General features: G+C 66.7%; 2 protein-coding genes. One reads left to right on the forward strand and one right to left on the reverse strand.

From position 1 onward, the window contains the following. Nucleotides 1-80 precede the first annotated feature (80 nt). On the forward strand, nucleotides 81-1,331 hold the full coding sequence (locus LR394_RS32495) for a D-arabinono-1,4-lactone oxidase (RefSeq protein ID WP_231448444.1): 1,251 nt from the start codon (nucleotides 81-83) through the stop codon (nucleotides 1,329-1,331). On the opposite strand, the gene LR394_RS32500 is transcribed toward LR394_RS32495, so the two are convergent. Continuing rightward, nucleotides 1,300-20,247, reverse strand: coding sequence for a beta strand repeat-containing protein (locus LR394_RS32500; RefSeq protein WP_231448445.1), 18,948 nt, complete (start codon nucleotides 20,245-20,247; stop codon nucleotides 1,300-1,302). The genes LR394_RS32495 and LR394_RS32500 overlap by 32 nt on opposite strands. Nucleotides 20,248-20,494: the final 247 nt, after the last annotated feature.

Below are 20,494 nucleotides of genomic sequence, written 5' to 3' on the forward strand. Positions count from 1 at the left end.
ACGCTATTCGCCGAACCAGTCGGATGGCAGGATCTTCCCGGTGCCACGCGGTTGTGGCCGCGGCGAAAGGACTTCAGGCAATGACGCTCACGAACTGGGCCGGGAACGTGGTCTTCACCCCCGAGCGCTACGTCCGGGCCACCAGTGTCGAGCAGGTGCAAGAGCTGGTGGCGGGTGCGGCGAAGGTACGGGTGCTGGGCAGTGGTCACTCGTTCAGCACAGTCGCGGCCACCGACGGGCTGCTGCTCAGCCTGGAGGACCTACCCCTGAACGTGGACGTGGACACCGCCACGAGCAGCGCCCGGGTCACCGCGAGCGCGCGGTTCGCGCACGTCATGCCGCCGCTGCACAGCGCCGGCCTGGCCCTGCACAACACCGGATCGCTGCCGCACATCTCGGTCGCCGGGGCCGCGGCCACCGGCACGCACGGCTCGGGCACCGGTAATCGCTGCCTGGCCGCGGGGGTCACCGGGATCGAGCTGATCGGCCCCGACGGTGAGCTGCGCACGCTGCGCACAGGTGACAAGGACTTCGACGGCTCGATCATCGCGCTGGGCCTGGCCGGGGTGGTCACTGCGCTCACCCTGAAGGCGCAGCCCACCTTCGACGTGCGCCAGTACGTGTACGACGACCTGCCGCTGGCTGCGCTGATCGCCAACTTCGACGAGATCATGAGCAGCGCCTACAGCGTCAGCGCGTTCACCCACTGGCGAGGGCCGAACATGGATCTGCTCTGGCGCAAGCAACTGGCCTCCGACCCGGCCGCGCCGCCGACCTACTTCGGGGCCACGCTGGCCGACAGCGCCCGGCACCCGATCGACGGCATGCCCACCGAGAACGCCACCCAGCAGCTCGGCGTGCCTGGTCCCTGGCACGAGCGGCTGCCGCACTTCCGGTTCGAGTTCACCCCCTCGCGCGGGGACGAGGTGCAGTCCGAGTACCTGCTGCCGATCGAGCAGGCCGGGGCCGCGCTGGCCGCCGTGGACGCGGTGCGCGAGCAGTTCCTGCCCGCGCTCCAGGTGGCCGAGATCCGGACGATCGCCGGGGACGACCTGTGGATCAGCCCGGCCTACGGAAGGACCACCGTGGGCTTCCACTTCACCTGGACCGACGACCTGTCCAAGGTGACGCCGGCGATTGCCGCACTGGAGGGCGCTCTGGCCGGTTTCGACGCCCGCCCGCACTGGGGCAAGGTGTTCGGCCTGCCCCGGGAGCAGGTGCGTTCGCTCTACCCCCGGCTCGGCGACTTCGAAGAACTGGTGCACCGGGTGGACCCGCAGGGCAAGTTCACCAACGCCTTCACCCGCGCTTATCTGGATCTTCCGGCGTAGCTTTCTCCTCTTCCTTGCGGCGGCGTCGGGCCAGGAGCAGGAAGAGCAGCCAGAGCAACAACAGCAGGAGCGGAAGACCAAGGAACCACTTGAGGACGTCGGACTCGCCTTGGTCTTCTGCGCCGGCTGACGGGGTGGTCGGGGACGCTGACGGGGACGCGGTTGCCGTAGGCGTGGGGGTCTCCTCGCCTGAGTCGTTTCCGCCGGCTCCGCCGGTGCCCTCACCTCCGGGTTCTTGAGTGCTTCCAGGACGGGGAGTTTCGTTGGTGTTACCGCCGTTGCTCCCGGTGCCGCTCCCATCGTCATTACCTCCCGCGCTGTCGGTGCCGGTGCCCTCGCCGCCGGTGTTGTTGTCTCCGTCCCCGTCGGTTTCGGTGCCCTCGCCCTCGTTGTTGCCGCCTTCCTGGTCGGTGCCGGTGCCTTCTTCCCCGGAGTCCGTCACCGTGATCCGGACTCCTTGGGAGGCCTGCTGCCCCAGGGCGTCGGTGACCTGCATGGTGAAGCTGTCCAGCCCGACCTGAGCCGGGGCGGTGTACCGGCAGAAGGCCGCGTTGGTGCCGACCGTCGTCGTCCCCAGGTTCGGGATGGTGCAGGCCTGGACCCGCAGCCCGGCGAAGAGCGAGCCTTGGGGTGCTACGGCCATGGCGGTGTTCACCGGTACTTGCATGCTGATCGTGGCGTTCTCGAGCAGCGGAATGAAGGTGAACCGCACTTCGGCCGAGGCGCTTCCGGCCGAGTTCGTCACTTCCACCGTGGCCGGCCCTTCCGCGTGCGCAGGGGTGAGGACGGTCAGGGTGGTGGAGGCCGCGGCCCGGATGCCCGTGGGCAACGTGCTGTCTTGGACGAGCGAGGCTTCCGCCGCCTCGCCGATCCGCACGTCCGTGCCCGGGGTTCCGTCGAACGCCACGGTGGTGTTCTCGTCGAAGCCGGTTCCGGTGATGGTGATTCGGGTACCACCGGCGACCGGGCCCACCTGGGGAGTTACCCCGGTGATGGTGGGCGCTTCGGTGGGGGCTACGTACACATAGTCGACTGCTTCACTGGTCACTCCGTTCGGTGTACTCACTGAGACCCGGACCGCGCCCTCGTCGCCGGGCGGGACCGCGGCGGTGATCGTGGTGTCATTGCTGACGGTGAAACTAGCTGTGGCGTCACCGAAGTTCACTGCCGAGGCATCGGTGAAGCCGACACCGGTCAGGGTGACATTCTGACCTCCTTCGAGTGGGCCACTGGCCGGGTTGATCAACGAAAGGACGGGGGCGGACGGTGGTGCGACGTAGGTGAACGGGCTGCTGGCCACACCGGCCACAGTGGTCACGGTGATGTCCACCGGTCCGGCCGGGTGCGGCGGGGTTTGCAGGAGGAGCTGGTTGCTGCTGACTTGCTGGTGGCTTACCGGTTCGCCGTCCACGGTCACCGCTGCATCGGCCAGGCCGGAACCGTTGATGGTGATATCGGTTCCGCCGCTGGTCGGGCCAGCATCGGGTTCGATGACGGCGATCAGTGGTACCGCGATGTAGGTGAAAGTTCCTGGGTCGGAGTCACCTCCGGCGGTCGTGACGACTACATCGGCCGGACCGGCTGCGTTGCTCGGTGTGACGGCGACGATGCTCTGGGGGCCTTGGACGGTGTAGGAGCTTGCGGGAATTCCGTCGAACAGCACGCCGGTGGCGTTGCTGAAGTCATCACCGCGGATGATGACTGACGTGCCGCCGCCGACCGGGCCGCTGGCCGGTGCGATCTCGCTGATCGTCGGGCGGGCGACGTAGGTGTAGGCGGCGGCTGGTGAGATGCCTCCCGGGCCGGTGAGCGTGACAGAGGTTTGTCCGGGCGAAATACCCTGCGGGACAATGGCCGTAATGGTGGTGTCATTGCTGATGGACCAGCTGGTCGCGGCGACCAGGCCGAACCGGAGCGCCGTGGCGCCGGTGAAGCCTGACCCTTCGATGGCGACTGCCCCACCACCGGCAAGTGGTCCAGTATTGGGCGTAATGCTATTGATTACCGGCAGGTTTCGGAAATCGAAGGTGGACGCGGCCGAACCTCCCGGTGTTCGGACTGTCACCGGCTTCGGTCCGACCGGGCCGGCGGGCGTGATGAAGGTGATCTCGGTGTCGCTGACCACGGTGAACGGGATCGGGCCGCCGTCCAGAGTCACCGTGGTCGTGCCGGTGAATCCGCTGCCGTTGATGGTGACCACGGTGCCGCCCACGGCCGGGCCGTTGTCGGGGGAAAGACCGGTGATCTGTGGAGCTGCACGGTAGGTGTATTGAACAGGATTGGAGGTGCCGCCGACGGTTCCGACGGTGAGGTTGACTGCGGTGGCCGTGGTTACGGCGGGCGCGACGGCGGTGATCTGGGTGTCGCTGTCCACGGTGAAGCTCGTGGCCAGGCCGGAACCAAAGCTGACCTGGGCTGCCCCGGTGAAGCCGGTTCCGGTGATGACGATCGATGTTCCGCCGGCGATCGGACCGCTGCTGGGCTGGATGCCGCCGATGGTCGGTGCGGCCACGTAAGCGAAGGTCTCGGGCGCCGAGGTTCCACCGGCTGTCGTGACCTCAACGTCTACCGGGCCGGCCGAACTGCTGGGCGGGGCAGGCACGATGAGCTGGTTCACCGAGACGAACTGCACCGGGCCAGCTGGGGTGGAGCCGAACTTCACGGTGGCGAACTGCGTGAAGTTGGCGCCGGTGATGGTGACGGTGGTGCCTTGTAAGGGCCCTCGGTCGGGAGTCAGCGCGCTGATGGTCGGCGTGTTCTGGTAGTCAAAACTGTTGCCGGGACCAGATGAGCCGCCAAGCGTGGTGACCACAACGTCCGTTGCTCCAGCGGGTTTGGCCGGACTGTCGACCACCAGTTTGGTTGCCGACAGCCACTGCACCGGGCCCGCCGACGTACCCCCGAAGGTCACTGTGGACGTCGGTGTGAATCCGGTACCGGTGATGGTGACGCTGGTACCTCCGGAAACTGGGCCCGAGTCCGGCGAAAGGCTAACGACGGTGGGCACGCCTAGGTAGGTGTATTGGCCCGCCGCCGACGTTCCTCCCGGACTGGTGATCCGGACGTCTACTGTTCCGACTGCGTGCGCGGGAACGACTGCGGTGATCTCGGTGTCGCTACTGACGAAGAAGCTTGTCGCAGGGGTGGTTCCGAAGCTGACTCCCGTCGCTCCGCTGAAGTCCAGTCCGGTGATGGTCACGGTGTTCCCACCGGCGATCGGACCCTGGTTCGGCTGAAGGCTGGTGATGACGGGTGCGGTTGTGTAGGTGAAGTCGTTGTCGGTGCCGGCGGTTCCGGAGTTGCCGTAGATCGTTGTGACGACCACGTCCACCGAGCCGGGGGTAGTGCTGATCGGCGTTGTAGCAACAATTTCGGTGGGGTTGACCCATTGCACCGAGGCTGCGGGGTCAGCGCCGAAGCTCACCGCGGAGCCCAGCGTGAATCCCGTACCGCTGATGGTCACGGCTGTCCCGCCGGACAACGGACCTGCCGTCGGGGTGAGTGCTGTGACCGTCGGGCCGTTGGCGTAGGTAAAGCTTGCGGTTGCCGTGCCGCCTACGGTTGAGACTGCTACCGGCGCAGTGCCTGCTGAACCGGCGGGAGTGGTGAACGTGATGGTGGAGTCGTTGACCACGGTGAACTGGATTGGGCTGTTGTTCAGGGTGACCGTGCCAGCGCCGGTGAATCCGCTCCCTGTCAGCGTTACTACGGTGCCGCCGGTGATCGGGCCGGAGGAGGGGCTCAGACCGGTGATCTGCGGGACAGCGCGGTAGGTGAACTGAGCCGGCCCCGAAGTTCCACCAGGGCCGGTGACTCGGACGTCTACTACGCCGGCGCTGTGGGCGGGGGCGCGGGCCGTGATCTCGGTGTCGGTGTTGACGACGAAACTAGTGGCCGGGGTTCCGCCGAAGTCGACCACCGTGGCTGCGTTGAAGCCGGTGCCGGTGATGGTCACCAGCGTGCCTTCGGTCAGGGGACCTTCGTCGGACTGCAGGTTCGTTATGGCCGGCGCATTCACGTACTGGAACTGGGTGCTCGCGGAACCGCCCGGGGTAGTCACCGCCACGGTCTTGCTGCCTGCAGTGCCCGCAGGGGTGGCGAACGTGATGGTGGAGTCGTCGACCACGGTGAACGGAATCGGGCTGCCGTTCAGGGTGACTGTGCTTGTTCCGGTGAAACCACTGCCGGTCAGGGTCACGGTGGTACCCCCGCCGAGCGGGCCCGACTGCGGTTGCGGGCTGCTTACGGTGGGCACGGGGGCGTACCGGTACTGCGTGGCGGCCGCGGTTCCGCCCGGCGTTTGGACGGTGACTGCGCTGGTTCCGGTGCCAGGCGGAGTGGTGGCCGTGATCTCGGTGTTGCTGACCACGGTGAAGGTGGCGGGCACGGCGCCGAACCGGACATTGGTGGCGCCGGTGAAGCCGGTGCCGGTGATGGTTACGGCGGTGCCCCCGGCTTCGGGGCCCGCGCTGGGCTGGAGTTGCGTGATGGTGGGGACGTTTGCGTAGCGGTAGGTGCCGGTGGCGTTTCCGCCTGCGCTGGTCACTTGCACGGTTGCGGTGCCGGCGGAGCCGGGTGGGGTGGTGGCGGTGATGGTGTTGGCGTCGTCAATGGTGAACGTGGTGGCCGGCGTTCCGCCGAAAGTCACGGTGGTGACGTCGGTGAGGTTGCTGCCTGCGATGGTCACGGTGGTACCGCCGGCGATGGGGCCTGCGGCGGGCGTGACGGTGGCGATGGTGGGCTGGGTTACGTATCGGAACTGCGCCGGAGGGGTCTGACCGCCGGGGGTGGTGATGGCGACGTTCTTGGTTCCGGCAGTGCCGGCGGGGGTGGTGAAGGTAATCGTGGAGGCGTTGACCACGGTGCACGGGACCGAAGAGCCATCGATGGTCAGGCTGGAGGCGTCGGTGAAGTCGTTGCCCGAGACGGTGACGAGAGTGCCGCCGGTCAGCGGGCCGGTGGTGGGCGTCAGTTGGCTGATGGCCGGGACTGGGGCGTAGCGGAATGGTTCCGCTACTGAGGTTCCGCCCGGCGTTACGACGGTAACTGGGCTGGTGCCGGTGCCGGTCGGGGTTGTCGCAGTGATCTGCGTGTTGCTGTCCACCGTGAACGAGGCCTGGTTGGCGCCAAATCGGACGCTGCTGGCGGCGGCGAAGTCCGTACCGGTGATGGTGACGCTCGTACCGCCCGCTTCCGGCCCGGCCCTGGGCGTGATCGAGGTGATGACGGGTGTGTTGCGGTAGGTGAAGGGGGCCGGGCTAGAGATGCCGTACGGGCTGTTCACCAGGACGTTCACGGTTCCGGCCGGAGTGTGGGCCGGTGAGGTGGCGACGAGTTCGGTGCTGCTGACGTATTGCACCTGAGTAGCGCTGGTACCGGCGAAGGTCACGGTCGTGTCGGGGGTGAAGTCGGCGCCGGTCACCGTGACGTTGGTACCGCCGCCGAGCGGGCCGTCATTCGGTGAGATGGCTGTGATGGTCGGGGCGTTGACGTAACGGAACTGCGCTGGAGTCGTTGTTCCGCCGGGGGTAGTCACCACGACCGGCACGGTTCCGGCTGCGTGGGCCGGCGTGGTCAGGGTGATGGTCGCGCTGTCCACCACCGTGAACGATGCGGCCGAACCGTCGATGGTCACGCTGGTGGCTGCGGTGAAGCCGGTTCCGGTGAGCGTTGCGGCCGTGCCACCGGTGATCGGACCCGAGTCAGGCGTCATCTGGTTGATGGTCGGGACTGGGGCGTAGCGGTATTTGGCGCTGGGGGCCGATGTTCCGCCCGGCGTGGTGACCAGTACGTCAACCATTCCGTTGCCCGCGGGAGCGAAGACGCTGATCTGGGTGTCGCTGCTCACTGTTATGCCGGCGACCACCGTGGACCCGAAGCTGACACTGGTCGCGCCGGTGAATCCGGTACCTGTGATCGTCACCAGTGTTCCGCCGGCTTCCGGACCGGACAGAGGAGAAACCGCGCTTACGGTAGGCACATTGGCGTACCGGAAGACGCCGATATCCGATCCGCCGACCGTGGCCACCCGGACCACCGCGTTCCCGGCCGATCCGGGTGGGGTGGTCGCGGTGATCGTTGAGTCGTTGTTCACCGTGTACGACGTCGCTGCTACCCCGTCGAACGTGACGCTCGAAGCGCCAGTCAGACCTGAGCCGGAAATGGTGACGGTTGTACCGCCGGTCAGGGGTCCAGCTTGCGGGGAGACCGACGTAACCGTGGGGGCATTGGTGTAGGTGAAAGTGTTTCCCGGGCCCGACGTTCCGTAGATCGTGTTGACCACAACGTTGACCGCACCGGCCGTTGCCTTGGCCGGGGAAACCGCCCGTATCTGGGTCGCGCTTACATACTGCACCGAGGACGCGGCCACTCCCCCGAACGTCACTGCTGAGGCCGCGGTGAAGTCGGTGCCGGTGAGGGTGACTGTGGTGCCGCCACTCAACGGCCCAGCATCCGGTGAGATTGCGCTGACCGTTGGGGCATTGACGTAGAGGAACGGGACCGGGGTAGTCGTTCCGCCGGGGGTAGTCACCACGACCGGGGTATTGCCAGCTGGGTGCGCGGGGGTAGTCAGCGTGATGGTCGAATCGTTCACGACCTGGTACGACTGGCTGCTGCCGTCGATGGTGACACTGCTGGCGCCGGTAAATCCGCTTCCGGTCAGCGTTATGGCGGTGCCGCCGGTGACCGGGCCCGAGCTAGGGCTGATCTGGCTGACCGTAGGCACCGGGGCATACCGGTACTGCGCGCTCGGAACTGAAGTACCGCCGGGTGCGGTGACGAGAACGTCTACTGTCCCCGTGCCTGCGGGGGCGAAGACCGTGATCTGGGTATCGCTGCTGACCGTAAGCCCGGTGGCCTGAGCCGAGCCGAACCGCACGTTCGTAGCCCCGGTGAATCCCGTGCCCGTAATTGTCACCAGTGTTCCGCCGGCTTCCGGACCGGCTGTGGGCACGATCGAGGTGACGGTCGGCGCGTCCCGGTAAGTGAAGGTGTTACCCGGGCCCGACGCGCCGTAGATCGTGGTGACGACGACGTTGACCGGGCCGGCCGATGCCTTGACCGGCGTTACCGCCGTTAGCTGGGTCGGGCTCACGTACTGCACCGACTGCGCGGCAGTTCCACCGAACGTCACTGCCGATGCAGCCGTGAAATCGGTACCGATGATCGTTACTGCTGTCCCACCGGTCAGCGGGCCTTCCACCGGTGAGAGGCTGGTGACGGTAGGCGCGTTGACGTAAAGGAACTGGACCGGGGCGGTTGTTCCTCCGGGGGTTGTTACCGCAACCGGGGTATTGCCAGCTGCGTGTGCGGGGGTGGTCAGGGTGATGGTCGTGTCGTTCACAACCGAGAACGGGTTGGGGCTGCCGGCGATGGTCACGCTGCTGGCGCCGGTGAACCCGCTACCCGTCAACGTCAGCGATGTACCGCCCGTAACCGGGCCCGAGTTGGGGCTGATCTGAGCTACTGCAGGCAGCGGCACGAAGCGGTAACTGACGCCCGGAGCTGAAACACCACCAGGAGCGGTAACTCGCACGTCTACGGTTCCGGTGCCCGCGGGGGTGAAAACGGTTATCTGGGTATCGCTGCTTACCGTCACACCGGTCACGACCGTGGCCCCGAAGCTGACGCTGGTGGCACCAGTGAATCCGCTACCTGTGATCGTCACCAACGTTCCGCCCGCTTCCGGGCCCGCTGTAGGGGCAATGGTACTTACGGAAGGCACACTGGCGTAGCGGAAGACGCCGATGTCCGAGCCGCCGACCGTGGTCACCCGGACCACCGCGTTCCCGGCTGCACCCGGCGGAGTGGTGGCGGTGATCGTTGAGTCGTTGTTCACCGCGTAAGAGGCCGCGGCTACCCCATCAAACGTGACGCTCGAGGCACCGGTCAGACCCGAGCCTGAGATGGTGACCGTTGTACCCCCGGCCACAGGACCGGCCTGCGGGGAAACCGTCGTGACGGTGGGAGCAATGGTGTAGGTAAAGCCATTACCCGGGCCCGAGGTGCCGTAGATCGTGCTGACCACGACGTTCACGGTGCCGGCCGTTGCCTTGGCCGGGGATACGGCTCGCACCTGGGTTGGGCTCACGTACTGCACCGACGTGGCGGCCACTCCCCCGAACGTCACCGCCGAGGCCGCAGTGAGGTCGGTGCCCGTGATGGTCACGGTAGTACCGCCGCCCAACGGACCAGCGTCTGGTGAGATAGCGCTGACGGTGGGCGCATCCACATACAGGAACTGCACCGGGGCCGACGATCCGCCAGGGGTAGTCACCACGACCGGGGTATTGCCGGCGCTGTGGGCCGGGGTGGTCAGGGTGATGGTGGTGTCGTTCACAACCGAGAACGGGTTGGGGCTACCTGCGATGGTTACCCCGCTGGCACCGGTAAACCCGCTACCCGTAAGCGTTACTGAGGTGCCACCGGTCACTGGCCCTGAGTTGGGGCTGAGCGAGCTAAGCAACGGCACCGGCGCGTAACGGTATTGAGCGCTGGGGGCCGATGTACCACCTGGAGCGGTCACCAACACGTCTACTGTGCCGGTGCCGGCCGGGGCGAAGACCGTGATCTGAGTGTCGCTGCTGACTGTAAGCCCGGTGGCCTGAGCTGAGCCGAACCGCACGTTAGTCGCCCCGGTGAATCCGGTACCCGTGATCGTCACCAGCGTTCCACCGGCTTCCGGACCGGCCGTAGGCGAGACCGAGGTTACGGTCGGCGCGTCCCGGTAGGTAAAAGTGATACCTGATCCGGATGCGCCGTAAGCCGTAGTCACCACCACGTTGACCGGGCCAGACGTAGCCTTCGGCGGCGAGACCGCCACTAGCTGCGTCGGGCTGCTGAACGTCACCGCTGAAGCTGCTAGTCCCCCAAAGGTAACCGCAGAGGCGGCGGTGAAATCCGTACCGGTGATGGTGACCGCCGTACCCCCGGTCAGAGGCCCTTCCGTCGGTGTCAGGCTGCTGACTGTAGGAGCGTCCGCGTACAGGAATTGGATGGGCGCCGACGTCCCGCCGGGCGTCACCACTACAACGGCCGCGTTCCCCGCCGTACCGGCAGGCGTAGTCACCGTGATCGTGGAGTCGTCGACCACGGTGAACGGAACCGAAGCACCGCTCACAGTAAGCGTTGTAGCCCCGGTGAAGCCGGATCCCGACAGCGTTAGCGAAGTCCCGCCCGCGGTCGGCCCGAATGTAGGCGACAAGGTATTTACGGCGGGGACCGGCGCGTAGCGGTAACGGTCAGCGGGCGAGACAGCCGAGGTTCCGCCCGGACCAGTCACCCGGATGTCGACGGTGCCGGTTCCAGCTGGGGCTGTTGCGGTGATTCGGGTGTTGCTGTCAACAGTGAACGTGGCCGTGGCAGCTCCGAAGCGCACTTGCGTAGCGGCGCTGAAGTCGGACCCGGTAATCACCACCGTCGTCCCCCCGGCCTCAGGCCCGGCTCCCGGCTGAATCTGAGTCACGGTCGGCGCATCGCGGTAGGTAAAGAGGCCGGAGTCAGCACCGCCCGCAGTGGTTACCCGCACCAGAACCGGCCCGGCACTACCTGTGCTCGGGGAGACGGCCTGGAGTTCGGTGGGGCTCACGTAACTGACGGACGCGGCGGCGACGCCCCCGAACGTGACCGCGGATGCCGCCGTGAAACCCGTACCGGTGATGGTCACGCTGGTGCCACCGGAGATTGGCCCGGAGGAGGGCGAGAGCGTTATGACGCTGGGCGCCACGAGGTAGGTGAATTGGTCGGCCGCGGAGGTGGCCGAGGTTCCGCCCGGGGTAGTTACGGTCACGTCCACGGCTCCGGCCGGGCGAGCTGGAGCGACTGCGCTGATCGACGTATCGCTGTTCACCGTGAAGCTGGTCGCCGGGGTAGAGCCGAACTGAACTACGGAGGTTTCGGTGAAGCCAGTACCGGTGATCGTGACCGCGGTACCCCCGGCCAGCGGACCCGCGCCGGGCTGAACGGCCGTTACGGTCGGAGCCTGCACGTAACGGTAGGTGCTGGACGCGCTGCCGTAGGCGGTAGTAACGGTCGCGGTCACCGGCCCTGCGGTAGCCGTGGCCGGTGTGACCGCAGTCAGCCGGGTGCTGCTCACGAACTGAACCGATGTCGCCGCAGACCCGCCGAAGGTTACGGAAGATCCGCTGGTGAAGCCGGTTCCGTCAATCGTCACCGACGTGCCGCCGCCCAGGGGTCCGCGATCTGGGGAAAGGCTGCTGATCGTCGGTGCGTTCGCGTAGGTGAACTGCTGCGCTGCGGTCGTTCCGCCCGGTGTGGTCACGACGATCGGAACGGTGCCGGTTCCACCTGGGGTGGTGAGCGTGATCGTGGAATCGCTGTTCACGGTGAAGCCGACGGCCGCGCCGTTCACCGTCACCGAACTGGCTGCGGTGAAGCCCGATCCGGAAAGCGTCACCACCGTTCCACCAGCAGTCGGGCCGAACGTCGGCGAGATTCCGGCCAGGACCGGCACGGGCGCGTAGCGGTACCGATCGCCGACGACCACGGTCGAGGTTCCGCCCGGCCCGGTCACCGTCACATCGACGACTCCGCTGCCGGCCGGGGCGGTAGCGGTGATCGAGTTGTCGGTACTGACGGTGAAGAGGGTGGCTGGTACTGCGCCGAACCGGACTGCGGTAGCGCCGTCGAAACCCGTACCCGTGATCGTCACCGACGTCCCGCCGGCTTCCGGCCCGGTCGACGGGTTCAAGCCAGTGACGGAAGGCGCGGTCCGATAGCGGTATCCGTTGACGAGTGTGTCTTGGCCGTAGGGGGTTGTCACCACCACGTCGACCTGGCCCGCGCCGGCAGCTGGTACTACGGCGGTGAGCTGGGTCGGGGACACGTACTGCACCGAGGTCGCGGCCACACCGCCGAAGGTCACACCCGAGTTCAGAGTGAAGCCGGTGCCGGCGATGGTCACGGTGTTGGTACCGGCCAACGGCCCCGACGCCGGGGTGACACTGGTGATGGTTGGACCGGCCACGTAGGTAAATTGGTCGGCCGACGAGGTGGCCGAGGTTGCGAATTGCCCCGTCACGGTTACGTCTACGGTGCCGACCGACCCCGCGGGACTGACGGCCGTAATCTGCGAACTGCTGTTGACGGTGAAAGAGGCGGCGGGTGTCGAGCCGAACTTGACGGCCGTGGCCCCGCTGAACCCTGAGCCGCTGATCACCACGGTCGTGCCCCCGGGGGCCGGTCCCGTGGTGGGGTTCAGTCCGGTCACCACCGGATCAGCCACATAGGTGAAGTTCTGGCCCGCTGCCGAGGTACCGCCGTCGGTGGTAGTCACCAGTACGGCCACCGCTCCGGCGGCGTGCGACGGTGAAGTAGCAGTGATCTCGGTCGGACTGGCTACGGTGAATGTTGCTGCGCTACCCCCGAAGCTGACGCCGGTCACGCCGTAAAACTGTGTACCGGTGATCGTGACCGATGTACCCCCGGCGACCGGGCCGCTGGAAGGGCTGAGCCCGGTGACGGTCGGCGCACCCACGTATCGGAAGCGGTCCGCCGCGCTGGTGGCCGAGTTTCCGCCGACCGTGGTCACGACGACGTCAACCAGGCCGCTTCCCGGAGGCGAAACAGCCGTGATCTGCGTATCCGAGTTCACCGTGAAACTGGCCGCAACTCCACCAAACCGCACCGAACTCGCCGTGGACAGCGCGGTTCCGATGATGACGACGCTGGTGCCGCCGGCCTCCGGCCCTGATCCTGGCGTGATCGAGGTGACCGTGGGCACCGCGATGTAGGTGAACGTACTCGCTGCGGTGGCCGCCGACGTCCCCCCATCTGCCGTACTGATCGTCACCCCGACCGCGCCAGCGGCATGTGCCGGGGTGACTGCCGTGATCTGCGTATCGCTGTTCACCGTGTAGCTGGCCGCATTCAATCCGCCGAACTGCACCGCCGCAGCCCCGGAAGCCGTGGCAAACCCGGTGCCGGTGATGACGACCGTGGTCCCACCCGAGATCGGGCCGTTCACCGGAGCAAGACCGGAAACCGTTGGCGTTCCCACATACCGGTAGCTCGCCCCAGCAGACGTCCCGCCCGGAGCCGTCACCACCACATTGACCACACCCGCGACGTGCGCCGGCGCCTGGGCAATGATCTGCGAGTCACTGTTGACCGCGATTACACCCGCCGCCGGTACCCCGTCGAAAGTCACCGCCGTCGCGCCGCTGAAGCCAGAACCGGTGAGCGTTACCAACGTCCCGCCCGCCACCGGACCGTACGTAGGCGACAGCCCGCTGATCGAAGGGACCGCCTGGTACGAGTACCGGTCTGCCGCCACAACCGCGGATGTTCCACCGACCGTGGTGACCCGGATGTCCACAGTTCCAGCGGAACCTACCGGAGCAACCGCGGTGATCTGCGTCGCCGAGTTCACCGTGTACGACGGAGCCGCATTACCCCCGAACAAAACCGCTGACGCTCCAGCGAAGTCGGTGCCCGTGACGATCACGGTGTTCCCACCGGCCAGCGGTCCAGCCTGAGGGGTAACCGCCGTGACCGCAGGCGCAGCCACGTACGTATACCGATCGGCAGCAACCACAGCTGACGTTCCACCGACCGTGGTGACCCGGACGTCCACAGTTCCAGCCAACCCCGCCGGAGCAACCGCCGTGACCTGCGTCGCCGAGTTCACCGTGTACGACGTAGCCGCATTACCCCCGAACGAAACCGCCGACGCCCCGCTGAAAGCAGTACCGGTGATGACTACCGAGGTACCCCCACTGGTCGGCCCAGACGAGGGCACGATCGAGCTCACCACCGGCACCGCAATGTACGTGTAAGCCCCAGCGAGACTTGTGGTCCCGCCGACCGTGGTGACCGAAACGTCTACAGTTCCGGCCGCATGAGTCGGCGTGAAGGCGGTGATCTGCGTGTCCGAACTTACGGTTACCCCGGTCGCCGCAACACCATCGAGCCGCACGGCTGTAGCCCCAGTGAAGCCCGTACCCGTGACGGTGACCAGCGTCCCGCCGGCAACCGGACCCGACACCGGCGATACCGAAGAGACCGCCGGCGCAGCCACATAGGTGTACTGCAGCGGGTTCGATCCCCCGGTCAGGCCGTAAAGCGTTGTCACGGTGACATTCACTGCCCCAGCCGAACCAGCGGGGACGGTGGCGGTGATCTGAGTGTCCGAGTTCACCGTGAAGCCAGCCGCGTTGGATCCGAACTGCACGCTCGTGGCCGTGGTGAAACCGGTTCCGGTCAGCACCACCGAGTTACCCCCGGCGGTCGGTCCACTGTTCGGCGAGATCGCCGTCAAGGTGGGCAACCCCTGGTAGGTGTAGACCGCCGCCGGGACCTGTCCGCTGGTTCCGTAGGGCGTGGTCACCTGGACATAGACCGGGCCGGTAGCGTGCGGCGGCACTCCGCGGACCTGGATCTGGGTCGGCGTCACGCTGAGGATCTGGAGGGCGGAGACTCCGTCGAAGGTAACGCCGGTGGCTCCGGTGAAGCCGGTTCCGGTGATGGTCACTACTTGAGTGAGGCTGCCGGCGAACGGACCGCTGCTGGGGCTCAGACCAGTCACGACGGGTGGGGCCACGTAGGTAAAGCGGTCCGCCGCGCTGGTCGCCGAAACTCCGCCGGGGGCAGTGACTGTCACATCAACCGTTCCGGCGGCCTGGGCCGGTGCGACGACCGTGAGCTGGGTGTCCGTACTTACGGCGATGCTGTTCCCCGGAACCCCGCCGAAGGAGACCGCGGTCGCTCCAGTGAAGCCGGTTCCCGTTACGGTAACCGTCGTTCCGCCCGCCGTTGGCCCGGTACTCGGCGATACCGCCGTAACAGTCGGCAAGCCGACGTAGGTGTACTGGTCAGCGGTACTGACCGCGGAGGTACCACCGGCTGTGGTGACGGTGACGTCAACCGTTCCCAGGCTGCCGGCCGGAGCGACCGCCGTGATCTGGTTGGAATTGTTCACCGTGTACGAGGTGGCGTTCGCCGCGCCGATTTTCACCGCAGTCGCGCCAAGCAGGTTGGACCCGGTGATCACCACCGAGTTCCCGCCGCCCAGAGGCCCTCTCGTCGGGGAGATCACGGCGACTGTAGGCGCGGTGACGTAGGTGTACTGATCCGCTGGAGTGATCGCGGTGATGCCGCCCGGTGTGGTCACCGTAACGTCCACGGTCCCTGGGCTACCTGAAGGTGCGGTGGCCGTGATCTGGGTGGCCGAGTTGACGGTAAAGCTGCCTGCCGCGTTGGCGCCGAACTTCACTGCGGTGGCCGCCGTCAGGTTCGTTCCGGTGATCGTCACCGTCGTGCCGGCGGTGGTCGGTCCGGACGCAGGGGAGATCGCAGTTACCGTGGGAATGCCGTAGTAGGTGAATCCGGAGCCGGCACTGCTGACCGAAGTTCCGCCCGGTGCGGTCACAATCACGTCCACCAGGCCCGCCGCATGCGCCGGAGAGGTAATCACCAGCTGGGTGTCGCTGCTGACGGTGACCCCAGTGGCGGCCGTACCACCGATCGTCACGCCGGTGGCGCCGGTGAAGTTGGTACCGGTCACGGTGATGCTCGTGCCACCGGCGATCGGGCCGACGTTGGGACTCACACCGGTAACGGTCGGCGCGAGGACGTAAGTGTACTGGTCGGCGCTGCTGGTGGCCGAGGTACCGCCAACAGTGGTGACGGTTACGTGCACGACGCCGGCCGAACTGGCCGGGGCCACTGCCGTGATCTGCGTGGCGGAATTGACCGTATACGAGGTAGCGGCCGTACCCCCGAACGAAACCGCAGACGCACCAGTGAAACCAGTTCCGGTGATGACTACGGTCGTACCCCCGGCCAGCGGTCCACGGACGGGAGCAATACCGGTCACCGTTGGAAGCGCGACGAAGGTGTACTGATCTGCCGCGGACGTCGCGGACGTGCCGCCTACAGCAGTGACCGTCACGTCCACTGTGGAACCCGCGGTGCCAGCCGGCGCTGTGGCCGTGATCTGCGTGGAACTGTTGGCGTTCGCGCTGACCACCGTGTTGCCGAACTTCACAGACGTCACGTTGATGAAGTTGGTACCGGTGATCACCACCGGCGTACCTGCGATGGTCGGCCCGGAGGACGGGGAGACCGCAGTGACGGTGGGGGCCGCGAAATAGCTGAACTGATCGGCGCTGCTGATCGCCGATGATCCCCCGGGCGCGGTGACCACCACATCAACGGTGCCCGCAGCATGGGCTGGTGCGGTGACCGTCAATTGGGAGTCGGTGCTGACGACGATCGAGGTCCCGGCCACCCCGCCGAACGTCACCGCCGTGGCGCCGGTGAAGTTGGCGCCGGTCACCGTGACGCTGGTCCCGCCCGCGGTCGGGCCGACCGTCGGAGACACGCTGGTCACGGATGGCGCCGCGACGTAGTTGTACCCGTCTGCGCTACTGGTGGCCGACGTTCCCCCCGCCGTCGTCACGGTCACATCCACCAGGCCGGCCGCCCGGGCCGGGGCCACTGCAGTGATCTGGGTGTTGCTGTTCACCACGACGGACGTGGCGTTCGTTGAACCGAACTTCACCGTGCTGGCGCCGGTGACGAAGCCGGTTCCGGTGATCACCACGGTCGTACCGCCCGCCAGCGGGCCCCGGTTCGGCGACACCGCGGTCACCGTCGGCGTGACCAGATAGGTGTAGTCGTCGGCCGAAGTGTTCGCCGAGGTCCCCCCGACGGTGGTGACTGCGACGTCCACCGTGCCCGCGCCTCCGGCCGGTGCCACCGCCGTGATCTGGGTAGCGCTGTTGACCGTGTAGCTGACCGCATTGAGCGCACCGAACTTCACCGCTGAGGCATTCAGCAGGTTCGTGCCGGTAATCACCACCGAGGTTCCAGCCGTGGTCGGGCCGGAGGCGGGTGCGACCGAAGTGATCGAGGGCGCCGCCGTATAGGTGTACTGGTTGGCGCTTCCCGTCGCGGAAGTCCCGCCGACCGCCGTCACCGTGACGTTGACCGTTCCAGCCGAACCAGCGGGCGCAACTGCCGTGATCTGGGTAGCACTGTCGACCGAGTAGCTGACCGCATTGGCCGCGCCGAACTTCACCGCCGAGGCAGCCGCCGCCCCGGCAGCGTTGATGAACCCGGTGCCGGTGATGACCACCGAGTTCCCCGAGGCGAGAGGGCCCGCGTTCGGAGAAACAGCCGTGACCGTGGGAGGCCCGACGTAGGTGTATTCATCGGTGGACACCGCGAGGGACGTCCCGCCCACATCGGTGACCGTGACATCGACCGTGCCTGCCGACACACGTAAGGGTGCGACCGCCGTGAGGGATGTAGACGAGTTGAAAACCACGCCGGTCGCCGGGTTGGACCCGAAGCTCACCGTGGCCCCAGGGGTGAAGCTGGTGCCGGTGATGATCACCGTCGTCCCGCCGCCCAACGGGCCGTAGGCCGGGCTGACCGAGGCGACCGTCGGCCGGGCGTAGTAGGTGAAGTCGTCCGCGGCCGTGTTCGGCGAGGTGCCGCCCGGCGTCGTGACCCGGACGTCGACAGTTCCTCCGCTACCGGCCGGGGCCGTTGCCGTGATCTGCGTTCCAGCGGCGTTGACCGAGACCCCGGTGGCGTTGTTCGGCCCGAAGGCGACGACTGTGGCGCCGGTCAGGTTGGTTCCGGTGATCGTTACCGCTGTCCCCGCGGTAGTCGGACCGAGCGCTGGGGAAACCCCGGTGACCGTCGGAGCCGCGAAGTAGGTGTACTGATCCGCGCTGGTGATGGCGGACGTACCGCCAGGCGCCGTGACGACCACATCAACGACGGACGCACTGCGAGCCGGCGAGGAAATCGTCAGTTGGGTGTCGCTGATGACGACGAGCGAAGTTCCCGCTGTGCCACCAAAAGTCACGGAAGTGGCACCGGTGAAGTTCGTGCCCGTGACGGTCACGCTGGTGCCACCAGCGGTCGGGCCTGCGGCTGGGGACACATTGGTGACGGTCGGCGCGGCCATGTAGGTGTACTCGTCCACGCTGCTGGTGGGCGATGTTCCGCCGCCAGTGGTCACGGTGATGTCCGCGACCCCGGCCGCGCGAGCCGGGGCAACCGCCGTGATCTGGGTGGGGCCGTTCACCACAAAGGATGTCGCGTTCGTCGGGCCGAACTTGACCGAGCTCGCTGCGGTGAAGTTCGTCCCGGTGATCACCACGGTCGTACCACCGGCCAGCGGGCCCCGGCTTGGCGAAACCGCAGTCACGGTCGGCGTAATTACGTAGGTGTAGTCGTCCCCGGAAGTGTTCGCGGAGGTGCCGCCGGGAGTGGTGACAGTGACATCTACCTTGCCTGCGCTACCAGCCGGCGCGGTGGCGGTGATCTGGGTATTGCTGTTGACCGTGTAGCTGACCGCAGGGGTCGCGCCGAATTTCACCGCCGAGGCATTGAGCAGATTCGTGCCGCTGATCACCACGGAGGTTCCAGCGGTGGTCGGGCCGGAGGTGGGCGCGACCGAAGTGATCGAGGGCGCCGCCGTGTAGGTGTATTGGTTCGCACCCCCCATCGTCGATGTTCCGCCGAGAGCAGTCACCGTTACGTTGACCGTTCCGGCGGCGCCGGCCGGCGCGATCGCAGTGATCTGGGTCGGGCTGTCGATGGTGGGACTGACCACGGTGTTCGAGCCGAACTTGACCGCCGTGACCCCGATGAAGTTGGTGCCGGTGATCACAACGGGGGTACCCGCAGTCAGAGGGCCGGCATTCGGAGACAGATTGGTGACGGTTGGCGCGGCGACAAAGGTGTACTCATCGGCTGACACCGGATCGGACGTGCCGCCCAGCGCCGTGACCCTGACATCGACCGTGCCGCCCGCGCGGGCGGGAGCCACCGCCGTGATCTGGGTGGCGTTGTTGACGACGTAACTGGTCGCGGCCGTCGAGCCGAAACTCACGGCCGTCACATTGGTGAAGTTTGTTCCGGTGATGACGACAGACGTCCCCCCGGAAGCCGGTCCAGTATTGGGATTTACCGCAGTGATGGTTGGTTTGGCGACATAGGCATAGTTGTCCGCTGCGGTGTTGGCACTGGCCCCGGCCGCATTCGTGACGATGAGGTCCTTGACCCCGGTACCGGCCGGAACCACCACGGTCATCGAGGTGAGGCTGGGATCCACGGTGTACGACGGGGCATTCGCCGCTCCCACCTTCACGCCGGTGATGTTGGCGAAGTTGGTACCAGTGACAGTCACCTGGTTTCCGCCCGACTCCGGTCCTGTGGCCGGGCTGATCGCGGTAACGGTGGGCAACTGGGTGCTACCGCACTCCACATGCCCCAGTTCCAGATTGTCGGTGATCGTTCCCGTGCCGTTCAATGAGGCCGTCTTATTGACGATATGAACGGCTGTGGCGCTGACGTACCACTGCCCGTTGTTATTGGTGACGGTCTGCTCGTGATAAGTGATGTATCCGATGTTCTGGCCAAGGATGTTCGTCTGCTGGACCGTAGTGTTCGGTGGAATGTTGCCGGCCGGAACGCTGCTGAGTGCAAGTCCTAGCAGCGTCAGCCCCGACGCCTGGGCCTTGGAAGATGCTCCGGCCGTGTTGGCCGTGCACTCGACGTGCGCGCCGGCCAGGTTGATCAGGCCGAGCAGGCTCAGATTGGTGATGTCTGCGGTGGCGAACGCCGTGTTCGCGATTGGATCTGCCGTGGAGGAACTGACCATCGTGCCGTTCCCCGCCGTGGCCGAAGGCGTTCCGGGATAACTTGACGCGGCATACGTGGTGTTTCCCTTTACGTCCCGAGCACCGTAGGCACTGGCTGCCACGGAATAGCCGTTGGGATGGAGGGCCTCGGCCGACTGCGCCGCCACCGGCACCAGCACCCAGGCCAGAAGCAGCACAGCCAGCAGCCGCGCCACCGCAGCAAAACCGAACGGCTTTCGCGTGGGGGCGGCGGACCGGCGCACAACCACGCCGTCGGCCCCGCCCACGCTCACAGCCCTCCGCTGCAGCCCTCGTGCCGGACTCCCCAAGATCCAGCCGTGAGCAAGCACCCGAGCGAAAAGGCAGCAGCAGGGCCGATTCGGCGGGCCCCGGACAAGGCCGGCGAAAGGGCAGCACGAAAGCCGGCAACTGCCCCCGAGGAGCGAGACGACGACATCCCACACCCCTCACCCGCGCAGAACCCGGCCGTCACTGGACCGGACCGGGAACCCTCCCCGGTCCCATCACTTTCGGTCGCCT

The organism is Kineosporia babensis, assembly GCF_021129305.1.
In the GTDB taxonomy this organism is placed as follows: Bacteria; Actinomycetota; Actinomycetes; order Actinomycetales; family Kineosporiaceae; genus Kineosporia; species Kineosporia babensis.

What these genes read in the sequence shown, in the direction of transcription:
- LR394_RS32495 (WP_231448444.1), top strand. Translation starts at nt 81, where the DNA reads ATGACGCTCACGAACTGGGCCGGGAACGTGGTCTTCACCCCCGAGCGC.